Source organism: Paenibacillus thiaminolyticus (genome assembly GCF_003591545.1).
GTDB classification, from domain to species: Bacteria; Bacillota; Bacilli; order Paenibacillales; family Paenibacillaceae; genus Paenibacillus_B; species Paenibacillus_B thiaminolyticus_A.
In genome coordinates, this window is the sequence record NZ_QYZD01000004.1 from 239,421 (window position 1) to 261,966 (window position 22,546).

16 protein-coding genes and 2 pseudogenes are annotated in these 22,546 nt (G+C 49.6%); 2 read left to right on the forward strand and 16 right to left on the reverse strand.

The features are described 5' to 3' along the window. Positions 1 to 202 precede the first annotated feature (202 nt). From DQX05_RS07465 to DQX05_RS07495, 7 genes and pseudogenes are all read right to left on the reverse strand, one after another. On the reverse strand, positions 203 to 2,464 hold the full coding sequence (locus DQX05_RS07465) for a helix-turn-helix domain-containing protein (protein ID WP_119792287.1): 2,262 nt from the start codon (positions 2,462 to 2,464) through the stop codon (positions 203 to 205). A gap of 885 nt (positions 2,465 to 3,349) precedes the next feature. After that, positions 3,350 to 3,712: a (2Fe-2S) ferredoxin domain-containing protein gene (locus DQX05_RS07470; RefSeq protein WP_119792289.1), complete on the reverse strand. Its 363-nt coding sequence runs from the start codon at positions 3,710 to 3,712 to the stop codon at positions 3,350 to 3,352. A 27-nt stretch (positions 3,713 to 3,739) separates the two neighbouring features. Beyond that, positions 3,740 to 4,078 (reverse strand): annotated as a pseudogene (locus tag DQX05_RS07475) (ABC transporter substrate-binding protein); the annotation flags it as partial. A 188-nt stretch (positions 4,079 to 4,266) separates the two neighbouring features. Next, a complete protein-coding gene (locus DQX05_RS07480; protein WP_182914659.1) occupies positions 4,267 to 6,492 on the reverse strand; it encodes an amylo-alpha-1,6-glucosidase in 2,226 nt (741 codons plus the stop codon). Positions 6,493 to 6,637: 145 nt separating this feature from the next. Then, entirely contained in the window at positions 6,638 to 7,501 is an 864-nt protein-coding gene (locus DQX05_RS07485; RefSeq protein ID WP_119792293.1) for a carbohydrate ABC transporter permease, read from the reverse strand. A 27-nt stretch (positions 7,502 to 7,528) separates the two neighbouring features. Further along, complete coding sequence (locus DQX05_RS07490) at positions 7,529 to 8,419, reverse strand: ABC transporter permease (RefSeq protein ID WP_119792294.1); 891 nt, start codon at positions 8,417 to 8,419, stop codon at positions 7,529 to 7,531. Positions 8,420 to 8,439: 20 nt separating this feature from the next. Beyond that, the gene (locus DQX05_RS07495) at positions 8,440 to 10,149 is read right to left on the reverse strand and encodes an extracellular solute-binding protein (RefSeq protein WP_119792296.1); all 1,710 of its coding nucleotides are present in this window, start codon (positions 10,147 to 10,149) and stop codon (positions 8,440 to 8,442) included. Positions 10,150 to 10,387: 238 nt separating this feature from the next. Between DQX05_RS07495 and DQX05_RS07500 the strand changes: the two genes are divergently transcribed. Then, positions 10,388 to 11,920, forward strand: a complete 1,533-nt coding sequence (locus DQX05_RS07500; RefSeq protein ID WP_182914660.1) for a response regulator transcription factor — start codon at positions 10,388 to 10,390, stop codon at positions 11,918 to 11,920. Continuing rightward, on the forward strand, positions 11,917 to 13,614 hold the full coding sequence (locus DQX05_RS07505) for a sensor histidine kinase (protein ID WP_119792299.1): 1,698 nt from the start codon (positions 11,917 to 11,919) through the stop codon (positions 13,612 to 13,614). The genes DQX05_RS07500 and DQX05_RS07505 overlap by 4 nt, the downstream gene beginning before the upstream one ends. A gap of 226 nt (positions 13,615 to 13,840) precedes the next feature. Here the strand turns inward: DQX05_RS07505 and DQX05_RS07510 are convergent, their stop codons facing one another. The 9 genes and pseudogenes from DQX05_RS07510 to DQX05_RS07555 all read right to left on the reverse strand — a co-directional run bounded on the left by DQX05_RS07510 (position 13,841) and on the right by DQX05_RS07555 (position 22,531). After that, the gene (locus DQX05_RS07510; RefSeq protein WP_119792301.1) at positions 13,841 to 15,280 is read right to left on the reverse strand and encodes a bifunctional 2-methylcitrate dehydratase/aconitate hydratase; all 1,440 of its coding nucleotides are present in this window, start codon (positions 15,278 to 15,280) and stop codon (positions 13,841 to 13,843) included. A 23-nt stretch (positions 15,281 to 15,303) separates the two neighbouring features. Continuing rightward, positions 15,304 to 16,428, reverse strand: a complete 1,125-nt coding sequence (gene prpC / locus DQX05_RS07515; protein WP_119792303.1) for a bifunctional 2-methylcitrate synthase/citrate synthase — start codon at positions 16,426 to 16,428, stop codon at positions 15,304 to 15,306. Continuing rightward, complete coding sequence (prpB, locus tag DQX05_RS07520) at positions 16,429 to 17,322, reverse strand: methylisocitrate lyase (protein WP_119792307.1); 894 nt, start codon at positions 17,320 to 17,322, stop codon at positions 16,429 to 16,431. 23 nt (positions 17,323 to 17,345) lie between these two features. Beyond that, the gene (locus tag DQX05_RS32815) at positions 17,346 to 17,615 is read right to left on the reverse strand and encodes a beta/alpha barrel domain-containing protein (protein ID WP_147385163.1); all 270 of its coding nucleotides are present in this window, start codon (positions 17,613 to 17,615) and stop codon (positions 17,346 to 17,348) included. A 138-nt stretch (positions 17,616 to 17,753) separates the two neighbouring features. After that, positions 17,754 to 18,160: pseudogene (locus DQX05_RS31835) on the reverse strand (cysteine synthase family protein); the annotation flags it as partial. Then, complete coding sequence (locus tag DQX05_RS07535) at positions 18,150 to 19,676, reverse strand: argininosuccinate lyase (RefSeq protein WP_119792311.1); 1,527 nt, start codon at positions 19,674 to 19,676, stop codon at positions 18,150 to 18,152. The gene DQX05_RS07535 and the pseudogene DQX05_RS31835, both read right to left, overlap by 11 nt. Positions 19,677 to 20,479: 803 nt before the next feature. Further along, the gene (locus DQX05_RS07545; protein ID WP_119792313.1) at positions 20,480 to 21,133 is read right to left on the reverse strand and encodes a hypothetical protein; all 654 of its coding nucleotides are present in this window, start codon (positions 21,131 to 21,133) and stop codon (positions 20,480 to 20,482) included. A gap of 25 nt (positions 21,134 to 21,158) precedes the next feature. Beyond that, positions 21,159 to 21,785, reverse strand: coding sequence for an aspartate/tyrosine/aromatic aminotransferase (locus DQX05_RS07550; RefSeq protein ID WP_119792425.1), 627 nt, complete (start codon positions 21,783 to 21,785; stop codon positions 21,159 to 21,161). A 5-nt stretch (positions 21,786 to 21,790) separates the two neighbouring features. Continuing rightward, positions 21,791 to 22,531, reverse strand: a complete 741-nt coding sequence (locus tag DQX05_RS07555) for an ABC transporter ATP-binding protein (protein ID WP_119792314.1) — start codon at positions 22,529 to 22,531, stop codon at positions 21,791 to 21,793. Positions 22,532 to 22,546: the final 15 nt, after the last annotated feature.

Sequence of the window (22,546 nt, forward strand, 5' to 3'; positions counted from 1 at the left end):
TTACATATCGTTCATCCTCTATCTGGCTTGCGTCATCTGATCTGCTTACAGCATAAACAACACATTCTAAATTGTTAATCAGCCAATCCCTATGGCGATATGCCAATTACGAACTATGCAGTCATAATGTGCGGCATATGAACTTCAATATGCGATCGATGACACCAAAAAAGCCCTCATATGAGGACTTTGCAGATTGTGGTCACTTATGTTGTTTTCTGTACTCTCCCGGTGTTATCCCTGTCATTCCTTTAAACTTGCGAATGAAGCTAGAGACATCATAGTAGCCTACCTTATGAACAACAACTTGCAAGGAATCATTGCTCGCTTGCAGTAGCTCCTTGGCCAATTCGATCCTGTGAACATTTACATAATCCGTGACTGATTGTCCCGTGTGCTCCTTAAAGTAGCGGCTGATATACGATGATGAAACGCCGATTTCCTCCGACATGTTCTGCACCGAGAAATTTGGGTTACAGTAATTGTCCTGAATATACGCTAATATCTTCGACTTGATATCCATGCTGGCGTCCATCTTGTTTCTCTCAATCGCTCTTAATAGATCCTGACATATTCGGTTCACTTCATCTTCCAGCTGCTCAACCGTTTCAAACTTCAGCAAGGAGACTACATCCGGATACTTATCCTTATCGATGAAATGGTTCGCTTTCATGCTCACCATAGTTCGAATGATCGTATTAATCACGTCATAGCAGATGCTTCTCGCCATTAGAATGGAGATGTTATGATGCTTAATATACTGCGTTATCTTGCCCATGCTATCAATTACCGCTTCGGTGTCTTCCCGTTTAAGCGCCAATTCGAATTGTTCGAAGTTATGCTTCGGATAATCATTGATATCATAAATATTCTCGGATATATCGTTGAAGCAGATGATCTTGTTATTGCCCCAGATCAGCCTATAGTTGATGGCGGTCATCGCCTCCATATAAGATTTGCCGATTAGATACGATTCTTCATATGGATTTCCGATTCCTACGGTAACCGGTAACTGCCAAGCGGCATAGATTTCTTTCTTGATCATCCCGATATAATCCTGCACATAATCTACTCGTTGATGATCGGATGCTACGATGACGAGCACCGAATGGTTATCAAAGGTTTCTTTGACGTACCCTTCGAGCTCTTCAGACTGCATCTTACGTTCGAGATAAGTGATTAGACTATCCTTCTGACCCTCATTATCGTGATCCAGCCAAAAAACCGCTACTGAAAAATATCGCTTCGAGAATGTTAGCTGTATCTCTCTACCCGCAGCATTGAATTCCTTAATATCTAAAATCTGTCCCTTCATCAGCTTAAAGAGCAGCATATCACGCAAGGCGGACTTACTGCTCTGAACCTGTTCGGACAGTACCTGATTCTTATCTGATAGATGGTCGACTACGAGCTGAATGAACTCAAACTCATTGCGCGTATAATATGCCATACCGAACTTCTCTTCTGCCGTCTTCATCAGATGCTTGATCGGATTGTACTGCTGAATCGACAGGTAATATACGAGGCCGCTCCCTACTAACAAGACGATTAAGAATAGGGTCAACGCTATATATTTGAAGTGAGTTATTTCCTTCATCACTTCACTCGTCGGAATGATTGTAATATAGGACCAATGCGAAGTACCCGATGTGATATACGACCGCAAATATTCATTATCATTCCATGTGACTTTATCTGAACCCATGCCTGCTCGAGCCGGTTGCAGGATTTCCTGTTGATCTGACGCATGCATATACTCTTCCTCGTATAGCGTCGTGAGGATATCCCCTTTTTCATCCAATATGACGGTGTTGCCAGAGTAATTATCCTGAATCCCGCGCATAAGCTCTTTCAGCTTGCTTTCTTTCACCTGAAAGATGACCGTCGCATATGGAGAAGGCTCGTATACGGGAATAGGTACGATATAAGTAAGCAGCTTCTCAGTCTGAACGGTTGCACCATTCAAGATAACTTCCTCTGCAGGCCTGAGTATAGGGCTTTCAGCATGATTGATCGTATCAACGAACTCTTCTAGTCCCCAATGTTGATACGTATACTTCGTGTCTAACAAACGAGCTGGCGTGTACGTGCTAACAGGTGAATATAATAATTCATCATCTCGGAAATAAAGATACAATTCTTCAATAAAGCTATTCGAGATAATGTAGCTCTTCAATGAATTGACGGCACGCATCCCGCCGTAACCATTGTTCTTAACCTTATACGGTATCATATTATCGTCGGCTGCGATCTGGTAGGCGATGTTTCTCATTCCCTGCATCTCATTGTCCACGATCGCTTGTACCTGCTTCAGCATTTCTTGATTGTTCTGGATAATATCTTCCTCTAGATAAACAGAGAAATAATTGAATACGAGGAATCCGATTAACATCAACGGAATCAATAAAACTCCAAGATACGATAGGAAGTATTTTTGAAGAAGTCGGGAATTCAATAATTTCATAGGCTCCACCCCCTTTAGGTAAGCGTTTTCATAATACTGTTACTCGTTGGTAAGTATGACAAAGTGCGGTCACTTCACTTACTATCTATTTGATTTAATTAATAAATAAACTTAAATAATTTATTGAAAAATAAATCGGTCTAAAAGGACCCATACGCCCATTATATACTGGATACTGGCTGATTTACAAGACAAGCATCCAGACGCCGCAATCCTCCATCTAGCTGGACGTCCTTGAAGTGCTAGTCCTCATTATATTCAAGCCAAGCTTCTCAGGGAGCAGTGCCATCCTCAATTCTGCAGGAAACGATCTTGAGAGATGCAGGTGATTGCTCGTGCAGATGGATAGCTTCCCAATAACGATCGCGCCCAGCCTCTCGACCTCGACGATCTGGAAGTAAGCTTATTCCCGGGCACGAAGATGTCCCTGCTTTAGCGAAGTCGGCGAAAAGCTGCGGAAGATGGATGAGGCCGTAAAATCCTGCACTGATGCAGCAATTTATGCCATTTGAACGACTATTTACCGATATTGCTGCAGAAATACATTATTTCCATCTATTTTTGTCTAAAATTTATTGGAGAGACTGAAATTAATGCCGTTTTGCAGCAATTCCTGCAAGGGAGTACACGTCATCAAGAAAAACTGCATTTTCACAGTATTTTTCAGCAATCTGAGTAGTAAGAAGCAGGGTCGGGGCTGTCTCGCTGCAGCTAAAAACGGCTTTCGAGACAGCCCCTTATGATCAGGACTAGATTATCAATAGAGATCGGTAAAATTCATGCTCCCCCATACAGACGTCAGTGTCAAGAACGTTGCCTGTGGCGGAAGCGTCTTGGCTGTGGCTATGCCTATGACTGTTGCTATGACTATGACTGTGGCAGGATCTAGCTCGGTGGTTTATCTTTTCCAACAACCGATTGGCCGGTGGCGATGAAGCGGCGGTCATATGAGTAGACCATTTGCTCCTCGAGCCGCTCGCCAGCCAGTTGCTTGCGCACCAATTCCCTTCCCAGCTCCGGAGTCATCTCCTTATACCAGACCCCTTCCGGGTAGGCGATGACGACACAAGCGTCCGTACAACGACCATTGCAGCGGGTGCGTGTCGTATGAATCTGTTTTTTCGCTCCGAGTGCCGAGATTTCATCCCGGATCGCTTGCGTCACTTCATCGGCCTGCTGCTTCATGCAGCTGCCGCCGTTGCATATCAGCAGATGATGGCGGATCTCCCCCAAATTCCATGTCGGCATGAATGCCCTCCTTCCCGCTGCTGCTTATTATGGCTGCACTTTATCCGGATACAAGCCGGCAGCGATCGTCTGTAAAGCGATCGGCGCCCGGATGCCCTCTGCAGCCGCCGAGAGCGGCAGCACGATAAACCGCTTGTTTTTGATCGCCTTCACATCAGCCAGCGGCGCTTTGTTCAAGAGCAGCTCCTGCTTCTGTGCGGCCGTCGTGTCGCCATAATCGAGAATGACGATGACGTCCGGGTCGCGGCTCACCACTTCCTCCCAGCTTACCTCAGCCCATCCTTTATCGATACCGTCGAAAATATTTTTTCCGCCAACCTTGCCAATCAAGCTGGTTAAGTACGTATTATTAGTATTTACGAACGGTAAACCTTACTGCTCCCGAAGGAGGCCCTGTGATACGCCTGACTTCAATCCACTATCTTTCGATCATTCCTTGTTCGGTGTGGGTATGACGAGAAATTCGGTATCTGTGTTCCTTCCATTATAAAGATCCCTGCCATTTTTTGATAGCAGGGATCTCTATTCATACTCGCTATTTTATGGAGCCAACCCTATCTCATCACAGGATGATTCTGTACATCCATTGGCTCGGCGAAGCGGACATCCTTCAGGATGCGGTGGTGTCTTGCCCGCTGCTCTGCGCGCACTGGCGAGACGGTGGCTTCCATCGCCTGGATGATGTCATGGTAATGATCGAGCAAGGTTACGGTCAGCGTCCCGTCGGCCTGCGTTATCCTTAGCTCCGAATTAGGGCGCACCTCTAACTCCAGCGGCTCAAAAGGCGAAATATCAATTCTTGCTCGCAAGTAGAGGTCCTGGAACTGATACCGATATACCCTGGCCCCTTCATTGCGGTACTCTGCGGCAATGCGGCCCTTGCCCACGTTGATCGCATAATTCAGATCCGCAATCTCCTCCGGTAGTCGCGGAGCGAGGACTAACGTATGCTGAATCAGATCCGGCCGTACTCCCAAAAAGTATTGGTACCATACCCGCAAATGCTCGGCATTGGACCAGGCTTGCAGATACGCCCCTGTCAGCTTCGCCCAGCTCTCGCCTTCATGCGGGTAGGCATCCATATTTTCGCACAGTCCGCCGACGACCCCCTTGGTCAGCGCCATCCCGTTCATGTTCTTGAACAATCGATAGGCTGTCTCTTCCTCTCCCGCCTCAATCATGCGCTGCATCGCGATACCGTTCAGCCAGAGCCATACGGCGCCGTTGTGATATGCGGCATCCTTATGATAATGAGGCGTCAAATGGAACGGATGGAACGACGGATGGCGCCGGTCCAGAGAAGCGACTCCCCAAGGATATACAAGCTCTTCCCAAGCCGTGCGGATGGCCTGACAAGCAAACTCCTGATCGTCGAACATGTCAAAGGCAAAGAGCTGATTCGGACGCAGGGAGAACTCCGGGTTGCCTTCCTTATCCAGCCGGTCGGCCAAATAAGGATGCTCGGCATCGCGGTAATCCTTCTCAAAATTCTTTTTCAACTGATCTGCTATCTGCTTCCACTGTTCCGCATGATCGTCATCCTTCATATACTCGGCGAAGTACACTCCGGCCAGCAGCTGGTTGTACCATAGCGCCTGAATATCATTGGCCCGCGTATCCCTTGGCGAATAGGAGCGCAGCTGACTGTCCCGCGCATCCATCCACGTTTCATTGTCGGCATGCATCAGGTAGCCCTTCTCGTCCATCCAGTGGTCAATGGATCCTTGAATGCTGCGTATGACGGCCGGATACAGCTCTTTAATGAGTTCCATATCGCCGGAATATTTGACATAATCCTGCAGCTGGATAACAAACCGCGGCGTGCCGTCCGTTGTATGATAATCAATATTTTCAGGGGCAAGGATATTCGGCATTCTGCCGTAAAATTGGGAATCCTGATCCGTATTCTGAAATTCGGCAAATGAAAGCAGAATGTTCTGTGCCGTGTCGAATTGCCCGCTAACCAAGACAGCCCCCGGGAGCGAAATGAACTGATCCCGTCCCCAATATTCATTGAACCAAGGAAGCCCGGCGTAGATGCCGTCTCCTTGCTGTCTCGTGACAAGCTGATCCATCGTGATGCTTACCCAGCGCAGAGCCAGCTCCAGTGTATCATCTGCGGTTTCCAGATACGTATTTTCGCGAAGCAGACGTTCCATTCGCTTGACTCGCTCCATCTTGAGGCGATCGACCTGCCCCCTCGTATCCTGCAGCAGCGCGACGGCTTCCTCTGCCGTTCGGCCGGCAGCGATGCAGAAGCCTTCCTCCTTCGCATCCGCAGAGATCATATGCCCTTCCAGCGTTAACGGCTGCAGCCGCCTGGAGCCAACGGCAATCACCCAGCCGTCTGTGACAGCCGAAAAGATCAGGATATGACCCTCTTGCCCTATCAGCTTCACATTCTCTCCCCTAAGCTCCAAGCCGATGGTCGGCTGCTGCGCGCCGGCAAGGCTGATTTCCAGCACATTTCGATAATCCAGCATCCACAGCTCTTCTGTGAGGGAACCATGCTCGCGCACCATTTTGTAAGGATAGACATACACTTGCGAATGCTGATTATCCAGCCTGCGGCCGCCTTCATATAAATTGTAGCCCTGCAAAATCCGGCGCTTCGCGATATTCCATCCTTCAAAATAAGCATGCTCCGGATGATCCGTGTGGTGAGACTGCGTAAAGTAAAACGCGGACTCCTTATTGGTAAAGGAGATCGCGCGGTTCGCTTCCTTCGACACGAATATTTTCATGTCATCTAACATTGATGTTATACCTGCATTCGTCATTGCTAACCTCCTGAACGCCATGTGGTCGGCCGCCGATATGCAAAACCTCGCCGCGCTGTGGAATCATTGCGGCGAGGCAGCATACGTGAAATACCGTACGGCTTCATTTCACCCTATTGTATTTTGCTGCGAATCACCTAATGACTTATTCCTTGACGGAACCGACAACAATTCCGGACACGAAGTACTTCTGTAAGAAAGGATAAATCAAAAGCAATGGCAGCGTAGACACAACGATTTTGGCGGAATTTAGCGTCCGGTCTGAAATCTTTGCATATTCGGCCAATTTCGCCGGATCCGTGATGTTCTGCACTTCCACGCTGAGCTGCTGAATATAGGTCTGCAGCGGATAGTTCGAAGTCTTGTTGATATACACTAGCGCGCTGAAATAATCATTCCAGTGGCCGACGATCGTAAACAGCATCACCGTTGCCAGCGTAGGCAATACGACCGGCAGATAGACTGAGAATAAGATCTTCCACTGCGAGGCTCCATCGATCTTGGCCGCCTCCTCCAGCGACTTCGGAACCGCACGGAACGCATTCATGAGCAGGATGACGTTGCCGATGGGAACCGCCCCCGGCAATATCAACGCCCAAATGGAATCCAGCAGACCAAGCTGCTTGACGACCATGAATGTCGGAATGAGTCCCCCGGAGAACAGCATCGCGAAAATAACGATATTCATATACACTTTCTGTCCCCGAAATTGCTTCGAGCTTTTGGATAACGGGTAGGCCATCAGGATCATCAGCGCCATATTTACGCCTAGCCCCAATACGACCCTTTCGACCGAGATCATGAACGAACGCCAAAATTGCGAGTCTGACAGCAGCTTTTCATAGGAGCTCCATGTAAAATTCACCGGGAACAGGCCCACCAAATTAGCGGAAGCGGCCGCATTATCACTCAATGAAATAGCTACCATATTGAGTAGCGGAAACAGACAAGACAACGTAAGCGTCAATAACAATATCCAGATAATCACGTCGGCGACGCGGCTTTTCATCGTCTGAGCTATAATGGAAGACACCCCCTAGAAAATGCGATAATCTGTCAGCTTTTGCGTCAATTTGTTCGCAGACAAGATCAAGATAATACCGACAATGGAACGCAACAGACCGACTGCAGTTCCGAGACTATATTGTCTTTCGACCAGACCCACCCGGTACACATAGGTGTCAATGATGTCGGCAGTCTCGTATACCAAAGGATTATAGAGATTAAAAATTTGGTCGAAGCCGGCATTCAACACATTCGGCAGGTTCAACGTCGTGACCAGCAGAATCGTAGGCATCAGGCCGGGCAGCGTGACATACCACAGCTTCTGGAACCGGTTCGCGCCATCAATCGACGCCGCTTCGTATTGTCCCGGATCAATCGAGGTCAGCGAGGCCAGATAGATGATCGAGCCATATCCGAACCCTTTCCACACATCGGACAACACCAGCATCGGTCTGAACCATTCATTGCTCGCCATAAATAAAATCGGGTCCTCGCCAAACCATCCTAAAAATGCATTGATCGGACCTTCATAGGAAAAGATGTTCATCACGACCGTAGCCAGTACGGCCCATGATAAGAAATTCGGCAAATACACAACCGTCTGCATGAACCGCTTGGCGATTTTCACTCGAATCTCATTCAGGAGCAAAGCAAACGTAATCGAAACGAAGGTCCCCACAATAATTTTCCATACCGCGATAACGATCGTGTTGATAAAAATCTGCTTGCTGTCCGGAATTTGCAGCATGAATTTAAAATTGTCCAAACCTACCCATCGCGAACCGCTGATCCCTTTGGCAGGAACATAATCTTGAAAAGCCATCACAATCCCGAACATCGGGATGAACGAGAAAATAATCAGGAAGATCATGCCTGCGGCCATCATCGAGTGGAACGCGATCTGATCGTTTCTATTCTTCATGAAGAACGCTCTCTTTCACGTCAATTGGAGGCAATCGCTTCGTTCACTTCATCCGTAATGATGTCGCCGCCGGTTTTCTTCCAATTCTCAACAAATTTATCGAAGTCATCCGGCGTTTGCTCGCCTGTAATAATTTTCAGATACATTTCAAGCTCCATCTTCATTAAGGTCGGCCATTTCAAAGACATGGAGCGAGTGCTTCCGAAGAAAATCGGGTTAACTTCTTTGATGTTGGAGCTGTTGACCAGCTTCGCCGTCGTAATGCTCGATGTATATCCGGCCCATGCATTGGCATCGACTTGATTTCCATTTTTCGAATCATCCAAATATTTTTTGTAAGACTTATAAGCCGCAATATCCAGATTGCTCGTTAGTTTGCTGGCATCGCCTGTCTCCAACGCCTTTTCCATAAGTCCGACATTGCGGTAGAAAGCATCATAATAGTCAATGTTGACAGCTAGCGGAGATCCGCCTACATTATGCGCGCTGTAATCCTCGAATTCCTTGAGAACAGCTTCGTCCTTCTCTTGATAACGCTGATAATCGAATTGAACGCTCGCGATCTTAATAGCGGCTTCAGGATGGCTGAATCCTTTGCGGACCACCAGATAACTGCTGGTCGGCTTGCCCGTGAACATCGTGACCGAACCGTCTTCCGATTGCGGAGCGACATAAGACACCCACTCGGCATCCGGATTGAGCTTGAGCGAGTCAGCCACAGTCCAGCTTCCCCACCAGTTGTCCAGGAACGATCCGCTTTTGCCGCTTGTCAGCAGCGCCTTGCGGTCATCCGAGGTACGAACGGCGAACTGACGGTCAATGAGTCCTTTTTTATACATATCCGCGATTTTAGCAAGAGCAGGCTTCATTTCAGACTGGATGGAACCGTATACAGCCTTGCCCGTGCCATCATCGATCCATTGCTTCGGGAACGCTCCATATAACGCAAAGATGTTATTCACTTCATATTGACCGCCCGAAATTCCGACAGGCTGTTCATTATCGATGACAAGACCGACCGTAGTTCCAGGTCCATTGCCGCCGGGATCTTTTTCTACGAACTGGGTGATGATATGCTCAATATCTTCGATTGTTTTCAGTTCGGCAAGCCCCAATTTATCCATCCAGTCTTTGCGCAGCCACAGGACGCCCGGCCCGTGAGAGATTTCCGTAGTTGGAAGCGCCATCAGCTTGCCGTCGAACTTGGCGGTGTCCAGCACGCGGCCATCATAGGAATCATAGATTTCCTTGATTCGCTCACTGGCTGTATTTTCATAGGCAGCGGTAAGGTCTTCGATTAGATCGTTCTCGTATAGCTGCTCCAATGTCTGATGATCGGGAACGACCATAATATCGGGAATCTCGCCGCTTACGATAGCCATCGATACTTTTTGCTGATAGTCTGTCCCGTCATTGGCCTCGAACGCAATCTCATTTTGGACATTCAGCTTGTTCTTGATATATCTTGTCCATACATTGTCGGTCGCATTGTCCTTCTCATAGGGCGTGCCTTTCAGCGAAGAGTAATTCCCTGCTACCTGACCCACCGTGTAGGTAACGGTTTCAGGATAAGGCGCAAAAGATGTCGTCTTGGCTTCCTTCCACGCCGGGTCATTCATATCTATAGCGGATTCCTCAGCAGGCTTGTCCGCTTTTTGACATCCAGCCATGGCAATAACCAATAGCAATGCTATCGCAAAGAAAAAACCGTGTCTCCGTTTTGTGATCATGACATAAGCTCCTTTACAGTGGTGTGAACGATTTCAAAACGCCGGCTTGCTTCAACATGGATATCCAACATGTCTTGCACGTCTCTAATTCTAATGCGTTTCCTTCGCGGCCGTATATATGAATTAATTGTGCTTTACGCGAATTTTTTACGAAGTTTCCTAATGAGCGCTCCGTCTATTTCATTCGTTTTGAAAAGGCTTATAATAAATGATGATAACGCTTGAAAAGAGGATGCACATGCTAACCATTTTAATCGCAGATGATCAACAGGAAGAACGAGAAGGCATCGCTTTTCTGATCGAAGAGCTTCAATTTCCTCTTAAAGTGGAGTTTGCGGAAAACGGCAAAAAGGCGCTCGAATTTCTGCGCCGCCAGTCTGCCGATATTTTGTTCACCGATGTGAAGATGCCGCTTAAGGATGGGCTGCAGCTTACCAGGCAGGCACTCCAGCTTCAACCGCAATTGAAGGTGATCATATTCAGCGGATTCGCGGAATTTGAATATGCGAAGACGGCCATCTCCCTTGGAGTGTCCGACTACCTTCTCAAGCCAATCCATGTGGATGCCTTTCAAGATACGATGCACAAAGTCATCCAAGACATAACCCAACAAAAGCAAGAAGACGAGGCATCGAAGATGAGAAGAGCCTATGTCAAAAAACATGTGCTGTTCACCCTCGTCAACGGTGTGGGCGCCCCTCCTTCATTGAAGGGAGCTTCATTGGAATTGCCGGCTGCTTACCACAGAATACTGCTGCTGGAGTGTGAAAAAAACTTCTTCGAGCATGTTGGAGCGGAGTTCGAAAGCTATGTCCTGTCCCTGTTGGACACGCCGGCGGATTATATCAATTTGAATGGCTATCAGAGCTTGCTGCTCTTTCCCGAGGCGGAGTGTTCCTCCGGCTTATCCTATCGTGACCTGGCACAGCGTATTCACGAGAGCATTTTAACGAGATTTAATTCGATCTGCTATGTAGCCATGAACGAGGGACCGGCGGCGATTGAAGATCTAGCTGCAGGGCTTAACCAATTAGAGCAGCTGATGGAGTACCGATTTTTCTCTCCGGACCGTTTTATTTTTGAAGAAACGGATGATATCGTTTGTGCTTCCGATGACACGGATCAATGTGATAGCGCTATCTTGGAAAAGATTCGGAACAATATTAAGAACCGGGATATATTCGGCCTGAAGGGCAACACCGAAATCCTGTATCAAAAATATGAAAAGCAGGTTCAGTTCTCGCAACTGTATGTAAAATATATGTTTTCGAGTCTGTATCAAGAAATCGTTACCCATCTCATGGATGTGTCAGAACTGGAGCTCAATCACGGGATTGAAAAAATATACAGAGCCGAAGTTATACGGGATATAAAAAAAATCATCAATGAGTACGTCTTGCGGCTGGAGGAGAAATATACAGATTCCGAAGCCTCATGCAACCGGGATATTGCCTGCATCACCAAGTATATCGAAGAACACTATGCTGACGATCTGAGTCTGGATTCTCTCGCTGCCAAAGTCTATTTATCGCCCCATTACCTGAGTTCGATGTTCAAGAAGAGTATGGGCTGCGGCTTGAACAAATACATCAAAAACGTGCGCATGCAGAAGGCACAGGAATTGTTAACGAGCACTCATCTCAAAGTGTCCGATATATCGAGCGCCGTGGGATATCGGGATGTCTCGTATTTTTGCCAGAACTATCGAGACTTTTATGGGCGCACTCCCGAAAAATACCGGCAATTCGTGGCTGCAGGAGACAGAGAATGAGAGGATGGCAAGCGCATAAGCAATTCATTCGCGACATGAAATTCCAGACCAAAATCAAACTTGCCTTTCTCTTCATCAGCTTAATCCCCGTTATTGTGTTGGGCGGATTTTGTTTTTTTGAGACTAGGCAGCTTTTGTTGGCTCAGTCTGAAGCGGATCTGAATGCGAATCTGGAGCAAAGTGTGCAAGCGGTGAACAATCAGTTGAATACGTACAATAAAATCATTACCTTTTTGAGCTTCAATCAAGCGATTCTTAATGCCGCCAATCATACGTATGATAGTGCTTATTCGATGTATGATCAGCTCAAAAACGTCATTGACCAAAATTTTTATACCGCCCAATATTTGAATCTGGATATCAAGCGAATCACGCTGTATACGGGAACGAACCTGCCGAAGCATGGGAGCACCGTCATCCCTATCGAGGAGATAACCCATGCCGATTGGTACCCGCAAGTGATGACAACGACGGAAAACCTTTGGTTTTTTGATGGAAATACGATGTTCAGCGTCGGGCGCATTTTTAATACGAAACTAAGAAATCCGAAAGATAATATTTTGTATACCGAAGTAGAGCATGCTTCCCTGTTCCAATCCTTCGAGTCTTTGCAGGCCAATGGAGCCGAGATTCTCGTCACGGACGCAGACGGACATGCAGTCTATTCATCGGAAAAGCTAAAGGGAAAATCCGAGATTCCCATTCAAGCAGGTCATAAGCTGCGCTGGAATGAGCAGGATTACACCGTATTGCATTCCATGATCCCGATCTCGGGGTGGAATGTGTTTTTATATAAGCCGACGAATCTGATCACGGCCTCCGCGTGGCTCATTATTTTGACCATCGTGCTGATCATGATCGCCTGCATAATTGCCGTCGCTGTGACCGGCACCTTTTTTGCCAGAAGGATGATGTCCCGTATCGATCATTTGCATCAAAATATGAATCTGGTCGGAAAGGGCGTGCTCGAGGTTACGGTCACCAGCGACTCGAAAGATGAAATCGGGGACTTGATCAGAGGGTTCGGCAATATGGTAGAAGAGACCAAGACGCTTATTAAGAAAGTGTATGTGGAGGAAATTGCGCGCAAAGAGTATGAAATGAAGGCGCTCCAGGCGCAGATCAATCCCCACTTTCTGTACAATTCCCTCTCTCTTATCAACTGGAGGGCGATTCGGCTTCGGGCCCCGGAAATTAGCGAGATGGCTCAGCTATTGTCCACCTTTTATCGGACGACCCTGAATAAGGGCGACAACATGATCCTGGTCTCGGATGAAATTCTGAATATCCAATCCTACATGCGGATTCAGCTTATCATGCACAGCAACAGCTTCGAAGTAGAATATCAGATCGAGGATGAGATTCTGTCCTGCCGCATGCCGAACTTAATGCTGCAGCCTCTTATCGAAAACGCCATACTGCATGGCATTGAGAACAGAGAAGAAGGCGGCGGGAACATCCGTGTATCGGGAAAACGGGAACAGGACTGCATCGTGCTTCAAGTGCAGGACAATGGCGTGGGCATTCCGCCGGAGCGGCTTCCTCTGCTGCTGCATACGCAGTCCAAAGGCTATGGGCTCAAAAACGTCAACGACCGCGCGAAGCTTATGTACGGGCCAAAGTATGGCTTGAGCATAGACAGTGCCGTCCAGGTTGGAACACAGGTCACGCTGACCATTCCTGCGGATCAGTAGTTTGTCCTCGGGGTTGCCGGCAGGCAGCCCCGGGGTTTGCTCATTTGCAGGCCAAATTGCACGCTAGTGATGTTCACTTCTTTTTCCTATTGTGTTATCATACCATTAAAGGAGCCGAGTGCGGCAAACACTCGGCTAACAATTGGCTTGGATGGGCCTATCCCTTCTAAGTTGCACAGAAATAAGAACCCACCTGGGCGCTAACCTTAGGGTGGGTTCTTACTTTTCAGATAAAAAACTTGTCCACGAAAACTTGTACAGCTGTAGCTTCCAAGCGCTCTTGATTTTCGCAAAGCTCCAGAATGTCCGCCACTTGCTTTGCGGGGAAACGCGTCGCCAAATTGTTCTTAAATTTCTTTTCCAGCACCGGGATGCCTTCCGCTCTTCTGCGGCGATGGCCGATCGGATATTCAACGGCCACGTTGTCCGTCTTGGAGCCGTCCTTGAACATCACTTGAATGGCATTGGCAATGGAGCGCTTATCCGGATCGAGATAATCCTTGGAATATTGCGGATTTTCCACTACCGTCATCTTCTCCCGCAGGGCATCGACACGCGGATCTTCTGCTGTGGAATCTTCATAATGATCCGCTGTCAGCTCACCGAAAATAAGTCCGATTGCCGTCATGTACTGCAGGCAATGATCGCGGTCCGCCGGGTTGTACAGCGGTCCTTGTTTATCGATGATACGGATCGCCGATTCGTGTGTGGTGATCACAATATGGTCGATGTCGTCCAGCCGCTCCTTGACGTCCGGATGCAGCTGAATCGCGCACTCCACGGCCGTTTGCGCATGGAATTCCGCGGGGAACGAAAGCTTGAACAGCACGTTCTCCATGACATATGATCCGTAAGGACGCTGGAACTTGAACTCGTTGCCTTTAAAGAGAACATCGTAGAAGCCCCAGTTTTTCGCCGTCAATGCGGAGGGATAGCCCATTTCGCCCTTCATAGACATCATGGCCAGGCGCACTGCACGACTTGTCGCATCGCCTGCGGCCCACGATTTGCGAGAGCCCGTATTAGGCGCATGACGGTACGTACGAAGGGATTGTCCGTCGATCCATGCGTTGGACACCGCATTAATGATCTGCTCCTCGGTTCCGCCGAGCAGCTTCGTAACAACGGCGGTCGAAGCCACTTTGACGAGCAGGACATGGTCCAGTCCTACGCGGTTGAAGCTGTTTTCCAGTGCGATCACGCCTTGTATTTCATGGGCTTGAATCATGCCCGTCAATACGTCCCGCATTAATAGCGGAGCTTTTCCTTCCGCAACGTTCCTCCGGCTTACATAATCGGCAATGGCCAGAATGCCGCCTAGATTGTCCGAAGGGTGGCCCCATTCCGCAGCCAGCCACGTATCGTTGTAATCCAGCCAGCGGCTCATGGCGCCGATGTTAAATGCAGCTGTAACGGGATCCAACTGGTAGGAAGTACCCGGCACCTTGGCACCGTTCGGCACGACCGTTCCCGGCACAATCGGTCCGAGCAGCTTCGTGCACTCCGGGTAACGCAGCGCCAGCATGCCACAGCCGAGCGTATCGATTAAGCAGTATCGGGCGGTTCGGTACGCTTCCTCGCTATCAATCGTCTGGCCTACATAAGCGGCGATATCCTTAATCACTTGATCCGGCTCAGGTCTTACATTGCTGATATGTGATGACACAATGCATTCCTCCTCACGAGTAGTTATGCTCTCAATTCCATCGGCAGCCATGGCTGAGGTTCTGGACCAATATATTCCGCGTTGGGGCGAATCAACTTGTTGCTCGCTCTTTGCTCGATTATGTGAGCAGACCACCCGCTCGTGCGGGATATCACGAACAGGGGCGTGAACATCGCCGTCGGGATGCCCATCAGATGGTAAGCCGAAGCGCTGTAGAAGTCCAGATTCGGAAACAGCTTCTTCTCTCCCCACATCATCGATTCAATGCGTTCGGAAATATGATAAAGATTCATGTTCCCTGCATGCTCCGACAGTTTGCGCGACCAGATCTTAATGACATCGGAGCGCGGATCGGAGACGGAATAGACCCGGTGCCCGAAGCCCATGATCAATTTTTTCTCCTGCAGCATCCGGCGCAGGCCCGCTTCCGCCTCGTCCGGCGTGTGGAACTGTTGGATCAGTTCCATAGCCGCCTCGTTGGCGCCGCCGTGCAGCGGACCGCGCAGCGTGCCGATGCCTGAAGTAATCGCCGAATACATGTCCGACAAAGTAGAAGCGGCGGTCCGGGAGGCAAAGGTCGAAGCGTTGTATTCATGCTCCGCATACAGAATCAAAGAAACGTCCATCGCCCGCTCATGCAGCGGTTCCGGCTTCTTGCCGTGCAGCAAATGCAGAAAATGTCCGGCGATGCTGCTGTCGTCCGTGTCCGTCTCAATTCTGGTGCCGGTCTGGGCATAATGATGCCAATACAGCAGCATCGAGCCGAAGCTGGCCATCAAGCGGTCGGCAATATCGCTTTGGCTGCGTCCGGTACCCTCAGGTTCCATGGTGCCGAGAACCGAACACCCCGTGCGCAGTACGTCCATCGGGTGTGATCCGGCCGGCAGCTGTTCCAGCACCTTCTTCAGACCAGCCGGGAGTCCGCGCAGGCGCAGCAGCTTCGAGCGATAAGCGGCCAATTCACTGGAAGAAGGCAATGTTCCGTAAATGAGCAGATAGGCCGTTTCCTCGAAGGTCGCATGCTCGGCCAGATCGTAGATGGAATACCCCCGATAATTCAGGCCCTTACCCTCTTTCCCTACGGTAGCAATCGCCGTTTGGCCGGCGATGATTCCGGCTAATCCGCCTTGTTTTTTCGCCGTTGTCATTTATTGTCCCTCCTTGTCGGCAGCGAACAATTCATCCAGCTTTTTTTCGTAATCGTGATACTTCAAAAATTCATACAACTCGTTGCGTGTTTGCATCATATCGATGACGCTTTTCTGCGTTCCTTCGCGGCGGATCGTCTCATACACCTGTAAAGCCGCGGCATTCATAGCGCGGAAAGCGGACAAAGGATAGAGCACGAGGCTGACGCCGGCGGCTCCAAGCTCTTCAACGGACAGCATCGGCGTCTGTCCGAACTCCGTAATATTCGCAAGAATCGGCACATTCACGGCTTCGGCGAATTTCCGGTATTGCCACACTTCGGTAACCGCCTCGGCAAAAATCATGTCCGCCCCGGCTTCCACATAAGCGGCCGCCCGCTCGAGCGCAGCATCGAGCCCTTCGGAAGCCAGAGCGTCCGTGCGCGCCATAATGACGAAGGAACCATCCGTCTTGGCATCGACTGCCGTCTTAATCCGATCGGCCATTTCTTCCTTGCTCACAATCGCTTTGTTCGGCCGGTGCCCGCATCGTTTGGCCATCACTTGATCCTCGATATGCACGCCCGCCGCCCCGGCTCTGGTCATTTCCCGAATGGTTCTGGCGATATTGAAGGCGCTTCCGAATCCCGTGTCGGCATCTACCAGAAGCGGCAGGTCGACGGCCGAAGTGATGCGGCGGACATCCTCCGTCACATCGTTCAGTGTCGTAATGCCCAGATCCGGCAAGCCGAATGAAGCGTTGGCCACACCGGCCCCGGACAAATAAATCGCGCGGAAGCCTACGGACTTGGCCAGCATAGCGGCATAGGCGTTAATCGTGCCAGCCACCTGCAGCGGCCGCTCTTCCTCAGCAGCTTGACGCAAACGTAAGCCTGGAGAATCTAAACGGGTCATTCTTGCCACATCCTTTTCATTTTCTATCTTCTTTCGTCTTCAACCAAGCTTGGACTGCCCTTTCGGCGCAAAATGCAGAGCGGAGCATTCATGTGCCCGCTTGCGTTAGGAGCATAGGGACAGCCTCCGAGTCCTGCCGTGGAGCTGTCGAAATCGCGGATGTCTTCCTTATTGCCGACAAACGCCTTCCCTCTAGTGTTATGCAAATGCAGAGAAAAAAAGAAATCAGGCAACGCATCCTGCAAGGAACCCTGCGCTACCGGATTGCCCATGCCGGTCGTATCCGTGCTCACTTCCATGCTCTCCTAGAAAAAAAGGACCCCATGCCGTTAACCTCCTTCAACGGAAATTAGCGGCACAAGTCCATAAACGCTTGACAGCATGTTGAACAACCTGTTGATCTCCTACACTGCAGGGTCTTTCAGCAGCTCGCGTACAAGGTCCCGTAGCAGCTCGGAAGCCAACTCTTCATAGGCCCGAGATTTTTCCAGATTATCGTATTGTCGGGGCCAGAACGCGCCAGGGTATTCCTTCATTAAATTCATGCAGACGTTCCAGTCTCGCGCTTTGCCAGCCTTGCTTGCCCAGATGTGGACGTCATGGCCCAACTGGCGCCCAACAAGCGCGCAAGCCAGTGTGCCTGACGAGCTTATCGGCATGCCCTTCTTCAGTTCTCCCGACCGTATCGCTGCCAGAATCGTTTGGCCACAGGATCCTTCATGCCGAACGGATTCATCTACTCGAGCTTCGCGTAGACGGAGCCAATCGACCGTTCGTCCACTCGCAGCTTAACTAACGGGGTCTCTCCAATTGCATCCGCCCATTGTTCATACCGCACCTATTCCTACACCCTTCCCTTTCTTGTTAAAGAGCAATCCTTTCAATAGCCTCTCTCGCCTGGCTTCTACCGCCAACAATTGAGCCTCTCGCTCTTGCCGCTCAAGCTCCAGCCTCTCCGCCTGCTCCATCTGGGCCGCGAGCATCTGCTGTACCTCCTCAGGATGAGTCGAGCCCGAAGACTTCTTGGCATACAGACTCGCCAGCACATCGAAGGAAGAGGCAAGGAGACGGGCGGTATCCGGCACATACACGCCTGCTTCCGAACAGGCTTCCTGCAGCAGGCGTGCATCGCCCGGATTCGGGGACACCCCGTGTTCAAGGGCAGCAGCGATGTATCGGCCTGCGATCACCTGCGCTGTGCGGTACGGAATTCCCTGCTCCAAGGTCAGCTGATTCGCCAGCGTGAATCCTCCGAAAAAGTCCCGTTTGCATATGCTGAGCATGCGCTCCTCGTCAAATTGCAAATGATCGGTAACTGATTTCAGCAGGCGAAGCAAGGTTCTCGTCTGTTGGAACAACGTCAGCAGATGGGTGCCGGCCTCATTCGATGTTTCTACTAAATTCGTGAAGGCTGTATTCCGCTGTCCAAGGACCATGTCCATATAAAATGCGGACAGATGGGCGCTCTTCCCTCGAATCCGTTCCAGAATCGGGAAATTCCTCTTCTGCGGCATGGCGGAAGAAATACCCGATAAGTCATCCGGCAATTGAAGGAAATTCATTTCACTGCTACCCCATTGAATCAAATCCGTCGTAAATCGGGAGACCAGTACGGAGAAAGTGGACAGCTCGCCAGCGATCCTTAATACCCATTCTCGAGACGCGACTGCCGCCAACGCGCTCGTCCGCGGCTGTCGAAACCCGAGCAGCTTGGACAACCGTTGACGATTCCACGGCAGTTCCAGTCCGGCCATGGCCCCCGCTCCTAGCGGGCACTGATTCATGTCGTCATAGATGTGCATCCAGCGAGTCATCGCTTGCACGAATTCACCGTTAATGGAGGAAAGATAGAACCCGGGAGTAATGATTTGCGCAGGTTGGTAGTGGGTATATCCCGGCATGGGGATCGATCGGTAGCGGACGGCCAACCTATGTATCGATTGAATAAGCTGCCCCAATTCGTCTGCCGTCTCCAGCCATTGCGAACGGCCGAACATGACTTGGGCGCAGGCTTGCACATCATTGCGGCTGCGATCGATGTGCCAGCAAGGTACCGGCCGGGACAGCAAACCTTCAACATGGCGTTCAAGGGCAAAGGAGATATCGGACATATTGCGCCCGGGGTCCGGTGCAACTGTGCCGCGTTCAGCGGCCTGAAGCGCTCTTGCAATCTCTAAAGCGTCCTGTCGCGTGATCAAGCCCATTCTGACATATTCCAAAAGCATGGCTAACTCAATCTGAATGTACGCAGGCAGCAAATATTCAACCTCGTACCGGAATTGCGGCTCCAACACTTCATCATGCAGGAGGCGGGCTGGTGTCGAAGCAATCCGTCCCGTTAATTGTCCGCTCATGCAGAAATACACCTCGCTTCCGACTGAATAAGGATATGGCAAGGAACTAACCACGAGATTGTCTGTTGCGATTGTCTGTTGTGTGACATCGTTATCGGGACTTGCTGCACATGTTGAGAGAACAGAAGTTATGAGCGAGTAAAGTTCTAAGCGGTCTATGCCAAATGACTTGCCGAGAGATTTCGTGAAGTAGACTGTCAGAAGAAGCAAGGTAAGTAATCCATATTTCTACAAAATTATTATTAATTTCAATATATATGAGTTGAATTTTCGTGTCAAGGATTTAAGAGACACATGTGTAATCAAATGCCCGCCCTATTTCGTTATATGGGACTAAAGAGAGATACCTTTTGATTTCTGATCCGCCGATGGTGAGACTCTTCGCTCCTTTTTCTTAAGTGAGGATTCATTAGCAAGAAAGCAACAACGAGAAGTCCGGCCCCGCCAATGATTCCGAAAAATAGAAACCATACCGCTAATCAGGCCTACTAAAAAGGTGGAGACCGGCATGGCGCACAGCACCATGACGCTAATCAAGCTCGATGCTCTTCCTGATACCTCTTCTAATTCGCCCCTCACCCCTTTATAAAGTCGAGTCGTTGAATGGCAAATACGTCCCTAGTATTTACGAACCTTAAAGGCTTGAGTTACCCGGGAACGCTACTTCCAGGTTGAACACAATGTCGTATGATATACCCGTGCATAAGTTAAAAGGAGAGAGTTTCCTCTCTCCCCAATAAATACGACCACGTTTAGGTTCTGAAATCATACAGATGTATATATCATACAGTATTTCTTGCTTTTTATGAATTGTTTAGTTGTAATGACGTTTCGGAACTTCTCTTCATCATATCCTCTTCGATCCAAGCAAGGTAACCATCCAGGAAGGTTTCCACTTTAGGTATAAACCCTTGTCCGAAATGATAGTCCGGATCCAACGTTGTCATATACATATTTCCTGTGTGTGATTGCCGATCGACGCAAATAACTGCTTCGCCCAGTTCATTCACGAGAACAGGCTCCGCTCCTGCCCCCGCTTCCAACCGGAACACGCCATGATAATGCCACTTCGCGTCGTCGACCGTAATCTTTTGAAATAATGGATGTTGGGCATCAGCCGGATACAATGGCAAATCCGCGCCCGGATTCACCCACCAGTAAAAATTGGTCGGGTAATACTTCCATCTGACCGGAGTGAGCCACGGCTTCTCGATCTCCCCAAAGCTGATGATGTGTCCTCCCTGATCCAAGTATTGACGGAACTGCTCCGCATGCTCGCACAGCAGATCTTGATTCAAGCGAGTCGGTACAATAACGTAATCGTACGGCCCCAAATCGGTTCGATGCAAATCCAATAAGTAGATTCTATCCGTAAACCGCTGTCCGTACTTTCCGTCCTTTCTCGTAAAAAAATAATGCTGGTAGCTGATGCCGCTGTATAAGATAGCTGTCTTCATCGCCTTAACTCCTCTTATAGATAGTTCAAAAAGTCCGCTTATCCTCAAACTCTCCATCGATCCAAGCCAGCAGCTGCGGCCCTAATCTTCGTGCGGTTGTCGTGTCGGACAAGCCATAGCCCAACAGATCGGTGCCGGCTCCTGCCATAATCGTGCCTCGGGTCGTGTGACGATCAATATACACAACGGTCTGCCCGGCATTATCCCTCAGGGCGATCTCCGCATTGGCAGGAGCTTCGAAATAGCCCCGCGAGAAAAAGCCTTTGACCCCGCGCCGATAATTCAAGTCATATTCCGTGACACCGTGAAAAAGCGGATGCTCGTCATGGGCAAGGATCGTCCGTTCGTTGATGTCCAGCGGACTCCGATTCCACAGGCCATTGCCCGGCAGCCACGACAAAAAGATTTGGGCAAAGGACACGACAATTCGTCCCTGTTCCAGATACTTCGCTATCCAATCACAATGCTGATATAAAAATTCCTCGTCTATATTATTTGGCACGATCAGCGCGCCGTATGGCGCCAGTCTATCTATCGTCATATCGTATAAGAACATGCGCTCTAACCGATGTTCATACAAGTCATGCCGATACACCCGCGAGGGACTGTCCGAATAGGAATCCAAATAAGCGATTTTGATAGGTTCCATCATCTTAATCATAACCTCCCTATGTAATTGTCATCATAACAAGCTGCTATGAGTGATTGGGTATAGGCGTTAACGGGATGCAGCATGATATCCGCCGCCGCTCCGCTCTCAAGCAGCATGCCGTTTTTCATCACAGCGACAGCATCGGCGAAGCCGTGAATCGTTTCCAGCCGATGCGTAATATATAAGATGGACATGTTATGATCCTGCTTCAGCTCCGACAACAAGCTTAAAATGTCCCGCTCCGTCATCGGATCAAGGGCCGATGTAATCTCATCGGCGATGAGCAATTCAGGCTCCAGCGCTAAAGCGCGCGCGATGGCAATCCGCTGCTTTTGTCCGCCTGAGCATTCGACGGGCCGCCGATCTAATAGCTCATGAGGCAGGCGAACTTGTTCCATCAGTTCCTCGGCCTTCCGCTGCGACGCCAAGCGCGTCCATTGGTTCAACCGAAGCGGCTCGGCAATGATATCTTTGATCTTCCAATACGGGTTAAGTGATCGATCCGGGTTCTGAAATACGAGTTGCACGCTCGCTTGCGGCGTAATGGGAGTCCCCTTCCACAATACCCTCCCTTCCGTCGGCTGCAGCAACCCGGCAATGAGCTGAGCCAGCGTTGATTTTCCCGATCCGCTTTCACCTACTAGCGCAAATATTTCATGATCGGAGATGGAGAAAGATATGTTCTGGACCGCAAAGGGCAACAACGGATCGAAACGCTTTGAAATATGCTGTAGCTCTAGCAGCACCACATGCACTCCTTA